Annotated in this window: 12 protein-coding genes; 4 read left to right on the forward strand and 8 right to left on the reverse strand. The window is 65.0% G+C overall.

What is annotated here, in order from left to right:
- Positions 1–435: 435 nt before the first annotated feature.
- The 4 genes from QX124_RS20280 to QX124_RS20295 all read right to left on the reverse strand — a co-directional run bounded on the left by QX124_RS20280 (position 436) and on the right by QX124_RS20295 (position 7,670).
- Positions 436–816 (reverse strand): hypothetical protein, encoded by a 381-nt coding sequence (locus QX124_RS20280; protein WP_315714907.1) that lies wholly within the window; start codon positions 814–816, stop codon positions 436–438.
- Between the two features lie 99 nt (positions 817–915).
- Complete coding sequence (locus QX124_RS20285; protein WP_315798081.1) at positions 916–1,794, reverse strand: transglutaminase family protein; 879 nt, start codon at positions 1,792–1,794, stop codon at positions 916–918.
- Complete coding sequence (locus tag QX124_RS20290; protein WP_315798082.1) at positions 1,791–4,325, reverse strand: circularly permuted type 2 ATP-grasp protein; 2,535 nt, start codon at positions 4,323–4,325, stop codon at positions 1,791–1,793. The genes QX124_RS20285 and QX124_RS20290 overlap by 4 nt, the downstream gene beginning before the upstream one ends.
- Before the next feature lie 30 nt (positions 4,326–4,355).
- Complete coding sequence (locus QX124_RS20295) at positions 4,356–7,670, reverse strand: transglutaminase family protein (protein WP_315798083.1); 3,315 nt, start codon at positions 7,668–7,670, stop codon at positions 4,356–4,358.
- A gap of 434 nt (positions 7,671–8,104) precedes the next feature.
- Here QX124_RS20295 and QX124_RS20300 point away from each other — a divergent pair, with 434 nt between their 5' ends.
- Entirely contained in the window at positions 8,105–8,302 is a 198-nt protein-coding gene (locus QX124_RS20300; RefSeq protein ID WP_008964013.1) for a hypothetical protein, read from the forward strand.
- A 209-nt stretch (positions 8,303–8,511) separates the two neighbouring features.
- Here the strand turns inward: QX124_RS20300 and QX124_RS20305 are convergent, their stop codons facing one another.
- The 4 genes from QX124_RS20305 to hpaR form a co-directional block, all read right to left on the reverse strand.
- The gene (locus QX124_RS20305; protein ID WP_315798084.1) at positions 8,512–10,035 is read right to left on the reverse strand and encodes an altronate dehydratase family protein; all 1,524 of its coding nucleotides are present in this window, start codon (positions 10,033–10,035) and stop codon (positions 8,512–8,514) included.
- Between the two features lie 111 nt (positions 10,036–10,146).
- Positions 10,147–10,926 carry an HpcH/HpaI aldolase family protein gene (locus QX124_RS20310; RefSeq protein WP_315714912.1) on the reverse strand — a complete coding sequence of 260 codons (780 nt, stop codon included), beginning with the start codon at positions 10,924–10,926 and terminating at the stop codon, positions 10,147–10,149.
- 131 nt (positions 10,927–11,057) lie between these two features.
- Positions 11,058–12,143 carry a malate/lactate/ureidoglycolate dehydrogenase gene (locus tag QX124_RS20315; RefSeq protein WP_315779659.1) on the reverse strand — a complete coding sequence of 362 codons (1,086 nt, stop codon included), beginning with the start codon at positions 12,141–12,143 and terminating at the stop codon, positions 11,058–11,060.
- Between the two features lie 158 nt (positions 12,144–12,301).
- The gene (hpaR, locus tag QX124_RS20320; protein ID WP_409977900.1) at positions 12,302–12,757 is read right to left on the reverse strand and encodes a homoprotocatechuate degradation operon regulator HpaR; all 456 of its coding nucleotides are present in this window, start codon (positions 12,755–12,757) and stop codon (positions 12,302–12,304) included.
- Positions 12,758–12,934: 177 nt separating this feature from the next.
- Between hpaR and hpaH the strand changes: the two genes are divergently transcribed.
- From hpaH to hpaE, 3 genes are read left to right on the forward strand one after another with little or no spacing between them, the layout of a single operon-like run.
- A complete protein-coding gene (gene hpaH / locus QX124_RS20325; protein WP_315798085.1) occupies positions 12,935–13,741 on the forward strand; it encodes a 2-oxo-hept-4-ene-1,7-dioate hydratase in 807 nt (268 codons plus the stop codon).
- Positions 13,742–13,765: 24 nt separating this feature from the next.
- Complete coding sequence (locus QX124_RS20330) at positions 13,766–14,164, forward strand: 5-carboxymethyl-2-hydroxymuconate Delta-isomerase (RefSeq protein ID WP_315737276.1); 399 nt, start codon at positions 13,766–13,768, stop codon at positions 14,162–14,164.
- Complete coding sequence (hpaE, locus tag QX124_RS20335; RefSeq protein ID WP_315737275.1) at positions 14,157–15,695, forward strand: 5-carboxymethyl-2-hydroxymuconate semialdehyde dehydrogenase; 1,539 nt, start codon at positions 14,157–14,159, stop codon at positions 15,693–15,695. The genes QX124_RS20330 and hpaE overlap by 8 nt, the downstream gene beginning before the upstream one ends.
- Position 15,696 lies beyond the last annotated feature (1 nt).

The following is a 15,696-nucleotide window of genomic DNA, read 5'->3' on the forward strand; positions in this document are numbered from 1 at the left end:
CTTGTTCTCAGAGGGTTCGAGCTATCCTTCATGACTCGGACAGATCATGTCGCGAGAACGCTGCCTCATACTCCGTGTCATGTCCGCGCAGGCGGGCATCCAGTACGCCGCGGCGTCTCGATTCATCACCCCTGCTGAGGAATACTGGATCGTCTGCTTTCGCGGACAATGATAGCGGAAAGTATCCCGCCGCAGCGCGAATGGTGGAGAGACCGTGCAACAAACTCGCCGTCGTCCCAGGCAAGCCCGGGACTCATACTCCGCAGCAGGAGTGACGTGCGAGATGCTGCTAACAGCGTGCCGCCCATCACTCAGTTGGGGTTATGGATCCCGGCGTTCGCCGGGACGACAGTGATTGTGAGGCCGGCACCTTTCATCTCACCCGCAAACCAAGGCCCCCGCGTGCGCGAGGGCCTTGGTAGCAATGGCGATCGCTTATCGCCCGTACACGACCGGCGCGCGGCGCACGATCAGCGGCGGCGGCAGGTCGCGCTCCCAGACGCGGCCGTCGTCGAACTGAATGCGCATGCCGTCGGGCGAATACACCGCGCTTTCGTCGCGCGCATCGATCCACAGCCGGCTATTGGGAGCATTCCAGTCCGGCCAAGCCTGGAGGGACTCACCGGTCTCGGTGGTCAGGTTCACGGCATCGCCGTTCTGCGTCACGAAGGCCGGCGCGCCGATCATGCCGTCGCGGCACATCTGGATGCAGCGGTAGGTGCCGGTGAGGTTCGCACTCGGCTGGGCCGAGGCGCTGCCGGCGACGCAGGCGCCGACGAGGCCAATGACGATTGCAACGCGTTTCATGTCGATCACTCCATCGCTCGAAAGGGTCAGCCAGCCCCCATTCGGGCCCCTCGGGCGGATCAAGTGCGATGCGGGAAAAATGTTCCGGCCGTTCCCCGTGAGGGAACCCTACTCGACCATCACCACATCGACGGCGACGCCGAGCTTCTGCTTGCGCGAACCGACGATGATGCCATCGACCGGCGAGACGTCGGAGAAGTCGCGGCCCATGCCGAGGATGATGTGATCATTGCCGACCAGGAGATCATTGGTCGGATCGAAGCCGATCCAGCCCAGCTCCTCGCCACCCCACAGCGACACCCAGGCATGGGTGGCGTCGGCGCCCTGCAGCGGCGGCTGGCCCTCGGGCGGGATGGTGCGCAGATAGCCGCTGACATAGGCCGCGGGCAGACCGAGACCGCGCAGGCCGGCGATCATGATATGAGCAAAATCCTGGCAGACGCCGTGGCGATTGTCGAACACCTCGCGCAACGGGGTCGAGATCACGGTCGCCTTCGGATCGTATCTGAACTCCTTGCGGATGCGCCGCATGAGGTCGGCCGCGCCGGCAACGATGCCGGTGCCGGCGCGAAAGCTTGCCGCGGCATAGTCCGTCACCGGCTCCAGCACCGGCACCAGCGCGCTGGCGAAGACGTAGCCGATCGGCGACGACGGGCCGAGGCTCGTCGCCTCGAAGGCGGCATCGCGCACGTCCTCCCAGGCCGCGCTCGGCGCATCGCGCTCCGGCGGTGTGCGCGACAGCCTCACCCGCGAGCGCGAGTCGATGCGCAGGTGGCGGTGCTGAGTGTCGATCACGATGCTCTCGGTCAGCGTGCCGAAGAAATCGCGCCGCGCCGTCCGCTCCGAGGGACGCGGGCGGATGTCGATGCTATGCGAGATCAGCTCCTGGCCGTCGCCGCTAAGCGGCTCCAGGCGCAACGAGCAGCGGGCAAAGCTGACGGCGCTCTCATACTCATAGGTCGTGACATGCCGGATGTCGTAGATCACGCGAGGCCCGTCAGCTTTTCCGGCCGCGTCGCGTTCGGACCATGCGGGAAATAGTGCTGGCCAATCGCCTCCGCCAGATTGAGCAGGTCCTGCTCCAGTGCAAACAGCGTGCGGCCGTCGAGATGGGCCGCCTCCGCTGCGGTCAGCCGCGCGCCCAGCGAGATCGCGAGGCGTTGCGGCCGCTCGATCAGCCCGTTCTCCTTCAGGACCGGCAGGCTCGCAATGTGCTCGTTCAGCAGCTCGACCTGGAACGCGACCGAGCGCGGGTTATAGAGGTCGAGCACGACGAGATCGCGGATCGGCGCCAGCGCCGGGCCGATCAGATAGCGCGAGCGATAGGTGATCTGACAATCGACCAGGGTGAGCAGGACGTCGAGATCCTCGGGCGTCGCCTCGTCATAGCCGAACTGCCGCGCGAACCGCGCGGTGTTGATGGCGCGCTCGGCGCGGCGACCCATGTCGAGGAAGCGCCAGCCGGCGGCGCGGTTCATGTTCTCCTGGGCAAGGCCGGCGAAGCTCGCGAGCCGGTCGAGCGTGAGCTCGGCGATGCTGACGACGGCGTCCTCATCCTCGGCCTCCTGCGCCAGCCGATTCGGCATCTCGGTGATGACCTGCCAGGCGTCGGGCGAGAGGCGCTCGCGCAGCGAGGTCGCGGTGCGCTGCGCCGATCTGAGCAGCGAGAGCGCCGAGCCGAACTGCGCCTCGGCCTGCAAGGCTTCGGCAGCCACCTGGAATCCCTTGCTGCGCGAGGTCTGCTCAACAGCGCCCCATGCCAGCAACAGCCGCTGGATGCGCTCGGAGGTGTTGAGCTGCGCCGGCGATCCCTTGCCGGGATCACGATGCTGGGCTGCGAGCGCCCGGATCAGCCGCACGGTGGCCTCGGCGCGCTCCAGATAGCGTCCGAGCCAGAACAGATTGTCGGCGGCGCGGCTCGGCAGCACGCCGGCGATGCGGCGTATCCGCACGTTGTCGGAGCCCGGCAGCAAGGTGCGCGCCGCCACCGCCTTGTCGGCGACCACCCAGACGTCGGCGGCGCGCGCGCCGTCGCCCATCGACACCGCGCGCGCATCGAGCTTGTCGGCGATGCGGCAGAAGCCGCCGGGCATCACGGTCCAGCCGTCGGGCGTGGCCGCCGCGAACACCCGCAGCACGAACGGCCGCGGCGCGATCCGGCCGTCCTGCCACACCGGCGTGGTCGACAGCCGCACTACCTCCTGGCCGACATAATCGATGCCGCGCTGGCTGATGGCAGCGCGCAGCCGCTCGCGCTCGGCGGCCGAGAGCTCGCCGGCCAGCACCGGACCGCTGCTTGCGAAGCCCGGCACGGCGCGGCCATAGGCGCCTTCGATCGAGAACTCCTCGAGCCGCGACAGCACCTCGTCGCGCGCAGACTTCTGGCCGCACCACCACGTCGCGATGTGCGGGATCTTGAGATCCTCACCGAGCACGCGCCGGGCAAGGCTCGGCAGGAAGCCGAGCAGCGCGCGCGCCTCGAGCACGCCGGAGCCCGGCATGTTGGCGACCACGACGCCGCCCTTGCGCACGACGTCCATGAGTCCGGCAACGCCGAGCCGCGATGCCGCGTCGAGCTCGAGCGGATCGAGCGAGTTGGAATCGAGCCGCCGCAGCAGCACGTCGACGCGCTTGAGGCCGGCGACGGTGCGGATGTGCACGCGGTCGCCGCTGACGGCGAGATCGTCGCCCTCGACCAGCAGGAAGCCGAGATAGCGCGCCAGCGTCGCGTGCTCGAAATAGGTCTCGCTGAACATGCCCGGCGTGAGCACGCCGATCCGCGGCTCGTCACGATCGGCGCTGGCGCGCAGCGCATCGCGGAACGCTTCGAAGAACGGCGCGAGACGCTCGACGTTCATGGACTTGTAGATCGAGGAGAAGGCGCGCGACAGCACCAGCCGGTTTTCCAGCGCATAGCCCATGCCGGACGGCGCCTGGGTGCGGTCGTTGAGCACCCACCAGCCGCCGTCGGGCCCACGGCCGATATCGGCGGCGTAGATGCTGAGGAAGCGGCCGCCGGGCGGTTTGACGCCGCAGACCGGGCGCAGATATTCGCTGGACCCGGCGACGGCGGCCGCAGGAAGCGCGCCGCTCGCGAGCAGCCGTCCCTCGCCATAGATGTCCTGCAGCACCCGCTCGAACAGCTCGGCGCGCTGGACGATGCCCTGGGACAATTGCGCCCATTCGGACTCGTCGATCAGCAGCGGCAGATGGCTCAGAGGCCACAACCGCTCGGCGTTATCGCCCGGCGAGCGATAGGTGACGCCGGCTTCGCGCAGATGGCGATCGGCGGAGGCGAAGCGGCGCTCGATGTCGCTCGGCGCGAGTGCGGCGAAGGTCTCGGCAAAGCGGGTCCAGACCGGCCGCGGTCGGCCGTCGGCCCCGATGAACTCATCGGGGATGCCGGGGAGCCGGGCATAATCGCGCGCCCAATGCTCGGCGCGGCGCAGCGGAGAACGTGCCGCCGGCCGACCGGCGGCGGGGCTCGCTCCCTGGTCCTGGCCGCTCGAGCCGTCCATACCCTGGTCCTCCGCGCAAACTCCGTTTCATCAATGCAGGAGCGGCCTGCGCAAGTCGAGGGTCATCGGGAATTCATTTGTGCGTTCTTCCGGCGGCAGCGGGATTCGTCCGGGAGTGTGGCCGTGATCCTGGAAGCGGGCGAGCCGCCGCGCCTCCGCCTCGTAGGAGTTGATCGGCTTGGTGTCGTAGTTGCGGCCGCCGGGATGGGCGACGTGATAGACGCAGCCGCCGAGCGAACGGCCATTCCAGGTGTCGATCAGGTCGAAGGTCAGCGGCGCATGCACTGGAATCGTCGGGTGCAGACCGGAGGCCGGCTGCCACGCCTTGAAACGAACCGCCGCCACCGCCTCCGCCGAACGCCCCGTCAAGGTCATCGGCATTCTCCTACCATTGCAGGTCACGAGGTGGCGGCCTTCGATGAAACCTTCAGCTTTCACTTGAAGTCGTTCGACCGAGGAATCGACATAGCGCACCGTGCCGCCGGCCGCGCCTTCCTCGCCCAGCACATGCCAGGGCTCCAGCGCCTGCCGCAGCTCCAAGGTCACGCCGCCATGCTGCACGCGGCCGAAGGTCGGAAAACGGAACTCGAGCTGCGCCTGGTACCATTCCGGCGAGAAATCGTAGCCGGACGACCTCAGCTCATCCAGGACATCAAGAAAGTCGTCCCAGATGAAGTGAGGCAGCATGAAGCGGTCGTGCAGCGCCGTGCCCCAGCGCACGAACTTGCCTTCCTGCGGCTCGCGCCACAATTTGGCGATCAGCGCACGGATGAGAAGCTGCTGCGCCAGCGACATGCGCGGATCGGGCGGCATTTCCAGCGCACGGAACTCCACGAGTCCGAGGCGGCCCGTCGGTCCCTCCGGCGAGTAGAGCTTGTCGATGCAGATCTCCGAGCGGTGGGTATTGCCGGTGATGTCGACCAGCAGATGCCTGAACAGCCGGTCGACCAGCCACAGCGGCACGCTCTGCCCGATCCGTGGCACATTGGCGAGCGCGATCTCCAGCTCATAGAGACTGTCGTGGCGCGCCTCGTCGATGCGCGGAGCCTGGCTGGTCGGCCCGATGAACATGCCGGAGAACAAATAAGACAGCGACGGATGCCGTTGCCAATACAGGACGAGGCTCTTCAGCAGATCCGGGCGGCGCAGGAACGGCGAATCCGGCGGCGAGCTGCCACCGACAACGACGTGATTGCCGCCGCCGGTGCCGGTGTGGCGGCCGTCGATCAGGAAGCGATTGGCGCCGAGCCGCACCTTTGCAGCATCCTCATAAAGTCCGAAGGTGATGTCGACCGATTGCCGCCAGCTCGCGGCCGGCTGGATGTTGACCTCGATGACGCCCGGATCGGGCGTCACCTTGATCACCTCGATGCGCGGATCGAACGGCGGCGCATAGCCCTCCACATGAACCTTGATCTGCATCGCCTCCGCCGTCGCTTCGACCGTTGCGACGAGCTCCAGGTAGTCCTCGATGGTTTCGACGGGCGGCATGAACACGCAGAGAATGCCATCGCGGATCTCGACCGACATCGCAGTGCGGACGCCGAGCCCACCCCAGTACTGATACTGAACGTCCTGCTGCGGCTTCGGCGCGCGATCGAGCTTCGGCAACGGCGGCACCTGCGGCACGATCACCGGACGCCCCTGCGTGAACATCGGCAGCGGCCCGCGCTCCTCCATCGGGTCCTGCTCGTGGATATACGGGAAATCTTCCGGCGGAATGTAGGCCAGCGAGCCGATCGGCAACCGCAGGCCGAGCGGCGAGTCGCCGGGAATCAGGAACAGGCGCTTGCGCCGCAGGCCCCAGCGCTCGCTGCGCCAGCGCCTGGGCTGTGCATTCCAGCGCTGGATCGGCAGCACGAAGCCGCGCGGAATGTGCAGCCCTTCGTCGAACACCCGCGCCATGCGTGCGCGCTCTTCGGGATCGGCGAGCTTGGAGTCGAGTGCGTCGACGTTCTCGGGCAGCGCGGCTTCCTTCTGCAGCCAATGCGCGGGATCCTCGAACGCGGGCAGCACGTAGTCGGATTCGAGCCCGAGCGTCTCGGCGGCCGTGTCGAGGAAACGCTCCGCATCCTGGATCGTCGCCTTGCGCGGACCATCGACGCTGGCGATCAGGTCCGGATTGCGCCAGATCGGCTCACCATCCTTGCGCCAATACAGTCCGAACGCCCAGCGCGGCAGGCTTTCGCCGGGATACCACTTGCCCTGGCCATAGTGCAGCAGACCGCCGGGCGCGAAGCGCGCGCGCAGACGCCGGATCAGGCTGTCGGCGAGCCCGCGCTTGGCCGGGCCGACGGCACCCGTATTCCACTCAGCCGATTCCATGTCGTCGATCGACACGAAGGTCGGCTCGCCGCCCATCGTGAGCCGCACGTCGTTCGCGGCGAGATCGGCATCGACGGCTTCGCCGAGGCGGTCGAGCCGGTCCCACGCCTCATCCGAAAATGGCCGGGTGATCCGCGGCGCTTCGCGGATGCGCCTCACATTCATCTCGAAGTTGAAGTTGACCTCGGCAACTCCGGCGCTGCCGCTGATCGGCGCGGCCGAGTGATAGTGGGGAGTCGCAGCAACGGGGATGTGTCCCTCGCCCGCCAGCATGCCCGAGGTGACGTCAAAGCCTATCCATCCAGCACCGGGCAGATAGACCTCGGCCCAGGCATGCAGATCGGTGAAATCATTCTCGACCTCGACCGGCCCCTCGACCGGATCGATGTCGGGACGGAGCTGAATCAAATAGCCGGAGACGAAGCGGGCGGCGAGGCCGAGATGCCGCAGCGTCTGGATCAGCAGCCACGCCGAGTCGCGGCAGGAGCCGGCGGCCGACGACAGCGTCTCCTCCGGCGTTTGAACACCGGGCTCCATCCGGATGATATAACGAATCTTTTTCTGCAACTGCGCATTGAGTTCGACGAGATAGTTGACGGTGTTGTCCGCATCGCGGGGAATCGACTTCAAGTATTCCGCGAACAACGGCCCCGGCTCGATCGTCTCGAGATAGGGCGCGAGTTCCACCTTGAGACCCTCGGGATAGGCAAAGGGAAAACTGTCCGCATAAGGCTCGACGAAGAAGTCGAACGGATTGATCACGGTCATCTGCGCCGTGAAGTCGACCTCGATTTTGAGTTCGTTCACCTTCTCAGGGAAAACGTAGCGGGCCAGCCAATTGCCTTGCGGATCCTGTTGCCAGTTCACGAAATGGTTGGGCGGCGTGACCTTGAGCGAATAGCTCAGCACGGGGGTCCTGGTATGTGGTGCAGGACGCAGGCGGATGGTCTGCGGGCCCAGTTCGACCGGACGATCGTATTTGTAATGGGTGACGTGATGTAATGCGACGTAGATTGACACGAGGTTTCGGCGCTCCAGCAACTTTTTTAAGCAGAACATTGCTGTGCTTAGGGATCAAGCACTAACAAAGGGCAGAGCTGCCTATTGAACTATCCTAAGCCCGAAAGGCGGCATTTGGGTCCAGGTAGGTCGAGTTGAGCCTCCCCTGTCAGGTGCTTCAGCTGCACGCACCGGTCGCTTTTCCGGCCGCTGCGCGCCCCAATCCGGCCCGTCACGAAGAACGAGAGAAGAACAAACAACCTCTCCAGCCGCACGCGGAGAGTTGTCCACAGGAAGGCGCGCAGGCGCTCACGGAAGATTGACCAGTCCCTCAAAGCAGGGATTAACCCCGAATGATGAACTAACAAGAACTAATAGCGTTGCATTTGCCGCAATCGCTTGATAGCTCGACTACACATGCTATTTAGGACCACCATTGCCAAAAGGAGAATCAAGTGGCGAAGACAGCTAAGAAGGCAGCTACCAAGAAGTTGGCGCGGAAACCCTACACGCCCGCCGACATCAAGCTGCTGAAGCAGCACTCGAAGTCCAAGACCCCGGTTGCCAAGATCGCCAAGGCCATGAAGCGGACCGAAGGCTCGCTCCGTCAGAAGGCCCTGGCGCTCGGCATCGGCCTGGGCCACCAGCGGTAAATTGCTCTGCGCCGCTGTCGCGCGAGCGTCGGCAGGGCCAGCCCATGACGGACTGCCCACGACAGCCAGCACATGGCGGCGCGCTCACCTGTCATCTGATCTCAGTTGCGATCCAGTCTCAGCTATTGGCGATCTCAGCTGCGATCAGATGCCGGGACATGTCAGACGGCAGCCCCGATATGGGGCCGCCGAATAGCTGAGTGATCCAGCTACATCGTCGCGCCGAGCACCCAGGGTGCGAACTCGGCCCCGCCGAAATCGAAGCTCTCGCTCTTGGTCGGCTGCCCCGAGGCGGTCTTCAGCATCAATTCGAAGATGCGCTGGCCGCACTCCTGCACCGTCTCCTCGCCGTCGAGGATGGTGCCGCAATTCACGTCCATGTCGTCTTCCATCCGCTTGTACATCGGCGTGTTGGTCGCGAGCTTGATGGACGGCGCCGGCTTGCAGCCGAACACGCTGCCGCGTCCGGTCGTGAAGCAAACGAGATTGGCTCCTCCGGCCACCTGCCCCGTCGCCGCGACGGGATCGTAGCCAGGCGTGTCCATGAACACGAAGCCCTTCTTGGTGACGGCCTCGGCATAATGCAGCACATCGACCAGATTGGTGCTGCCGGCCTTGGCCATCGCGCCGAGCGACTTCTCGAGAATCGTCGTCAGGCCGCCCGCCTTGTTGCCCGGGCTGGGATTGGCGTTCATCTCCGCACCCTCGCGCGCCGTATACTCCTCCCACCAGCGCATCAGGGAGACGAGCTTCTCGCCGACGTCGCGGCTGACTGCGCGGCGCGTCAGCAGATGCTCGGCGCCATAGGTCTCGGGCGTCTCCGACAGGATCACCGTGCCACCATGTCGCACCAGCAGATCGCTTGCTGCACCGAGCGCCGGATTGGCCGAGATGCCGGAATAGCCGTCGGAGCCGCCACACTGCAGCGCGACCGTCAGTTCGCTGGCCGGAACCGTCTCGCGCTTGACCCTGTTGGCGTCGGCGAGCGCTTCCTTGACGAAAGCAATGCCGGCCTCGACGGTCTTGCGGGTGCCACCGACCTCCTGGATGTCCATCGCACGAAGGCGGCCGGCGAGCTTCTGCTCCTCCATCAGTCCGCCGATCTGATTGGCCTCGCAACCGAGACCGAGCACGATCACCGCAGAGAAGTTCGCGTGACGCGCGTAGCCGCCGAGGGTTCGCCGCAGCAGCTTCAGCGGCTCGTCGAGCGTCATGCCGCAGCCGGTCTTGTGCGTCAGCGCCACGACGCCATCGACGTTCGGGTAGTCGGCGAGCGGATCATCACCGGTGAAGGGATTCCGCTTGAAGACGTCGGCGACCAGGCCCGCGACATGCGCGCTGCAGTTCACCGACGTCAGAATGCCGATGTAGTTGCGGGTCGCAACCCGGCCATCGGGACGGCGAATGCCCTCGAACGTCGCCGGAAGATCGAAGTTCGGCGTCGGCTTCACGTCGACGCCATAGGCATAATCCTTGGCGAAATCGCCCATGCCGCAGTTCTGTGTATGAACGTGCTGCCCCGGCGCGATCGGCGCGGTAGCGAAGCCGATGATCTGGCCGTAGCGGCGGATGGGCTCGCCCTGCGCGATCGGACGCACCGCGACCTTATGCCCCGCCGGAATGCGGTCCACCGTGGCCACGCCATCGGCAACCGCGAGGCCGGGCGGCAGACTCGCACGCGCGATCAGGACGCTGTCCTCGGGATGAAGACGGATGACGGGGGCGGGAGCCATGGCAATCTCTCTTCGTTTGTATCGGTAGGTCGCAAACCGGCATGCGAATAGCGAGTTGCGAATAGCGAATGAATGAATCCCCTATTCGCTACTCCCCATTCGCAATTCGCCTCAGGCCTTGCCGCCGGAGTCCTTGCGGGTCTGCGCAACTTGCTGGCGGGCATAGACCTGCATCAGGCCGACCTCGTTGGACAAGGTCACGAGCTTAAAGCCCATGTTGATGGCGCGGACAGCGCCCTCGGCGCCGCTGCAATGAATACCGGGATTGAGCCCGCGCTTGCCGCATTCCTTCACGATCTTCTCATAGATCTTGAGGATCTCCGGCTCGTCACGATCGAGCTTCGGCACCAGGCCATAGGAAAAGCCGAGATCGGAGGGACCGATATAGACGCCGTCGATGCCTTCGACATCGAGAATGGCTTCCATGTTCTCGACCGCGGTCCTGGTCTCCATCATCGGCAGCAGCACGATCTCGTCGTTGGCCGTCTTCTGATACTCGCCCGCGCCGCCATACATGCCCGAACGGATCGGACCGTTGGAGCGCACACCCTTGGGCGGATATTTGGAATAGGAAACGAGGTTGCGCGCTTCCTGCGCTGTGTTGACCATCGGGCAGATGACGCCATAGGCACCGCCATCGAGCACCTTGCCGATGATGCCGGGCTCATTCCACGGCACGCGCACCATCGGCGTGACCGGATGGCCATGCATCGCCTGAAAGCACTGCACCATCGACAGATAGTCCTGTACCCCGTGCTGCATGTCCACGGTGACGCTGTCGAAGCCGCACTGAGCCACGACCTCCGCGGAAAAGCCCGAGGGGATCGCGAGCCAGGCATTCACCACCGTCTTGCCTTCGGCCCAGAGCTGCTTGACCTTATTGTTCGCCACGACTGCGTTTCCTTCCCTTGTTGTTCAACCGATCTGTCTCATTAGAATTCGTTGTCGCCGATGGCGCAACGCAATGCAATCCCGCTCAATTTGAGCATGGATGCTTCGCACCACCCGCAGTCACACTGATTTCACGATGTCGCCCGCTGAATGCTCGCTTCGCTGACACCCACTTCGCGTGCCGTGTTCACTATTGCCGCCCAGGTGTCATCGGGCAAGGGCACGCCATTGGCCGTACGCTCGGCCCGCATCTTGCGCTCGGGATCGCCCGGCACCAGCACCTGATCGACGCCGGAGACCGGCTTGGTCGCCCGGATGAAATCCGTGTAGCGGGTGATCTCACCATCGAAGAAGCTCGCCGGATCGACCACCTTCGGGTCGATGTAGATCGCGAGCATGCCGTTGGCAAAGCGCCGGTTTGCCGACGTCGCCCCGGTGCCGGTCAAGGCGCCGCCAAGCAGCTCACAGATGAAGGCGAGACCGGAGCCCTTGTGCTCGCCGAAGGCGCGGATCGCTCCCGTCCCCTTGGTGTGGTCGCGCGTCCCCTCGGCCTCATAGGGTCCATAGAGCACCGCCGGATCCTCGCTGAGCGTACCATCGGCATCGATCAAGGCGCCCTTGGGCAGCTTCTTGCCGCCGCGGCTCGCCACCAGGACCTTGCCCTCAGCCACGATCGAGGTCGCGAAATCGAGCACGATGGGATCCTGTCCCTGGCGTGGGATGCCGACACAATATGGCGCGGTCGAGAACCGCTTCTCGACTCCGCCATAGGGAGCCACCAGCAGCGAGCCTGCGGCCGTGACGAAATGAATGGAGACGAGTCCCTCAGCGGCGGCCATCTCCGCCCAGTCGCCGACCCGGCCGAGATGGCCGGAATTACGCAGCGCCAACGCAGCCAAGCCGCTCTTCTTGCAACGCTCGATGCCGATCTTCACGGCCTGTGGTGTCACGGTCTGGCCGTAGCCGAACTTGCCGTCGACGACCACCAGCGACGGGGTGTCGACCACGACCTCTGCGGTCTGATTGGGCACGATCGAACCCATCTTCTGCCAACGGATATAGACGGGCACGCGGATCACACCGTGGCTGTCATGCCCTGTCAGGTTGGCCGTCGTCAGATAGGTCGCGATCCGGCGGGCCTCCTCCGGCGAGGAATTGGCGTGTTCGAAGACATCGGCAACGAAATCGATGAGATGCGCAACCTTGATAGTGACCATGACAACTCGCGGGTTCGATCAGCATGCGAAAACAGAGTTAGCATGGTTTGCCATGCCTGCGACGCACGCCCTCTCCGCTCGACTGCATCGCTTCTTATCAAAACGCCGAACGGCCTGCCAAGCATGAGACCGCGCCATTGCGCTTGGTCCGCGGCATATCAGCCATCGCCGTCGTCGGAGGCGTCGAGATCGCCGCCGATGCTCTGCTCCAGCTCGCCCAGCATCTTGTGCAATGCGGCAAGCTTGCGGGCCCCATACCGGCTGGCAATCGATGCATAGATCGCCTCTGAGCTCGGCGCGACCTGCGCGATCAGCTTCATGCCCTTGGCGGAAATCGACAACACGCCCCTGCGCATGTCGCGGCTATCGACTTCGCGCTGAATCAAGCCGCGCGCCTCGAGATCGCGCAGGATGCGAGAGAGGCTGGGCCCGAGCAGGAACGCGACCCGCGCCAGCTCCGTCACCTCGATCACATCGACCGCCGCCAGCGCGCGCAAGATGCGCCATTGCTGCTCGGTCAGGCCGTGCTGTCGCAGATTGGGGCGAAACTGCCGCATCACGGCCTCACGCGCCCGCAACAAGGCCATCGGCAGCGACTGCGAGAAGTCGCGCATTGGCACCTTGCGCGCTTCCTTCGCAGCCTGCCTGGCGACCTTGGCCCTGGTCTCGCTCACATCAATCTCCCGTGGGCCATCCTGAATATTTGCACTGCAGCAAACGCCGTTTCGGTTTGCCGGCTGAAACTTAACATGTTAATCATCTGCCGCCATCTCTTTTCTGAGCGATAGACCATGCCTCTTGCGAGCGACCAGATTCATAGCTGCGCCTTACGCCTGGATCAGGCCGAAAAGAGCCGCCGCCAGATCAGGCAGTTGTCGCAGGAGTTTCCCGATATCACCATCGCAGATGCCTATGCGATCCAGGAGGCCTGGATCAGCATCAAGGTCGCCGCGGGCCGCGTCATCAGGGGTCATAAGATCGGGTTGACATCGAAGGCGATGCAGAGCGCGCTGAACATCGATGAGCCGGATTCGGGCGTGCTGCTCGACGACATGTTCTTTGCCGATGGCGGGCTGGTGCCGTCCGACCGCTTCATCGCGACGCGTATCGAGGCGGAGCTTGCCTTCGTCATGAAGCATCGTCTTTCGGGACCGGACTGCACTCTGTTCGACGTGCTCAACGCGACCGATTTCGTGGTGCCGGCATTGGAGATTCTCGACACCCGGATCGAGCGGGTTGATCAGGAAACGAAGGCGACGCGCAAGATCTTCGACACGATCGCCGACAACGCCGCAAATGCCGGCATCGTGCTCGGCGGCCGGCCGCTGCGGCCGCTCGATGCCGACCTGCGCTGGATCGGCGCACTCTGTTATAAGAACGGTCAACTGGAAGAGACCGGCTTGGCCGCCGGCGTGCTGAACAACCCGGCAACGGCCGTTGCGTGGCTCGCCAACAAGATCGCGGCAAATGGATTCGCGCTGGAGCCGGGACAGGTGGTCCTTGCCGGCTCGTTCATCCGGCCGATCGAGGCGCGCAAGGGCGACACGATCCAGGCCGACTACGGCCCGTATGGGACGGTGAGCTGTTACTTCGCCTGACGCCTGCCCCGGAGCGACCGCACCATGCCGCATTTCAGCATCGAATACTCCGCCAATCTCGACGGCTTTGTCATGATGGGCAACCTTTGCGAAGTGGTCCGCAAGGCCGCCAGCGAGACCGGGATCTTTCCGATCGGCGGCATCCGCGTGCGCGCGATCCGCTGCGAGCACTACGCGATCGCCGACGGCAAGCCCGATTCCGCCTTCCTCGCGATGCTGCTGCGGCTCGGCGAAGGCCGCGACCTCGCGGCACGGCAGAAGGCCGGCGAGCACGTCTTCAAGGCACTTTCAGATTACCTCGACCCAGTCTTCGCCAGTAGCAAGTTCGCGCTGTCCTTCGACATGCAGATCAACGATGCCGCGACCAGTTGGAAGCGCAACAACATCCACGACGCCCTGAAAGCGGAGGCATCCCATGGATAAGGCCAGTCCCAAAGCCGACATCTACAAGGCCAATCTCGACCGTGCCGCTCCCCTGCTCGCGAAGCTGAAGGACGAGGGCATCGGTCACTTCATCGACGGCAAGGTGGTGCCGGCGATCTCAGGCGCGACGTTCGAGACGAAGTCTCCGATCGACGGTGCCGTGCTCGCCAAGGTCGCGCGCGGCAATGCCGAGGACATCGATCGCGCGGCGACGTCGGCCGCCCTCGCCTTCAAGTCGTGGCGCGACATGGCGCCGGCGATGCGGCGCAAGCTGCTGCATCGCGTGGCCGACGCGATCGAGGATCATGCCGACGACATCGCCGTGCTCGAATGCATCGACACCGGTCAGGCCTATCGCTTCATGGCCAAGGCCGCGATCCGCGCCGCCGAGAATTTCCGCTTCTTCGCCGACAAATGCACCGAGGCCCGCGACGGCCTGAGCACGCCGAGCGACGAGCATTGGAACATCTCGACGCGGGTGCCGATCGGGCCTGTCGGCGTGATCACGCCGTGGAACACGCCGTTCATGCTGTCGACCTGGAAGATCGCCCCGGCGCTCGCGGCGGGCTGCACGGTCGTGCACAAGCCGGCGGAATGGTCGCCGATCACGGCGCAGTGGCTGGCCAAGCTCGCCAAGGACGCCGGCATTCCCGACGGCGTCCTCAACACCGTTCATGGCTTCGGGGAGGAGGCCGGCAGGGCGCTGACCGAGCATCCCGCGATCAAGGCAATCGGCTTCGTCGGCGAGAGCTCGACGGGATCTGCGATCATGGCGCAGGGCGCACCGACCCTGAAGCGGGTGCATTTCGAGCTCGGCGGCAAGAACCCGGTGATCGTGTTCGACGATGCCGATCTCGACCGCGCGCTCGATGCCGTCGTGTTCATGATCTACTCGCTCAACGGTGAGCGCTGCACCTCATCCAGCCGCCTGCTGGTGCAGCAGAGTATCGCCGAGACCTTTACGGCCAAGCTTGCGGCGCGCGTGCGTGCGCTGAAAGTGGGTCATCCGCTCGATCCCGCCACCGAACTCGGGCCGCTGATCCACGAGCGGCATCTCGCCAAGGTCTGCTCCTATGTCGACGTTGCACGCGAGGACGGTGCGATCATCGCCGTCGGCGGCAAGCGGTTCGACGGCCCGGGTGGCGGGCATTACGTCGAGCCGACGCTGGTGACCGGCGCGCGCCAGACCATGCGCGTGGCGCAGGAAGAAGTGTTCGGGCCGTTCCTCACCGTGATCCCGTTCCGCGACGAGGCTGACGCGATCGCGATCGCCAATGACGTGCAATACGGCCTTACCGGCTATGTCTGGACCGGCGACATGGGCCGCGCGCTGCGCGTCGCCGACGCGCTGGAAGCCGGCATGATCTGGCTGAACTCGGAGAATGTCCGCCACCTGCCAACCCCGTTCGGCGGCATGAAGGCATCGGGCATCGGCCGCGACGGCGGCGACTATTCGTTCGACTTCTACATGGAGACCAAGCACGTCTCGCTCGCGCGCGGCACCCACAAGATCCAGCGGCTCGGGGTGTAAG

It is taken from the genome of Bradyrhizobium sp. SZCCHNRI3043 (assembly GCF_032377735.1).
Taxonomy (GTDB): Bacteria; Pseudomonadota; Alphaproteobacteria; order Rhizobiales; family Xanthobacteraceae; genus Bradyrhizobium.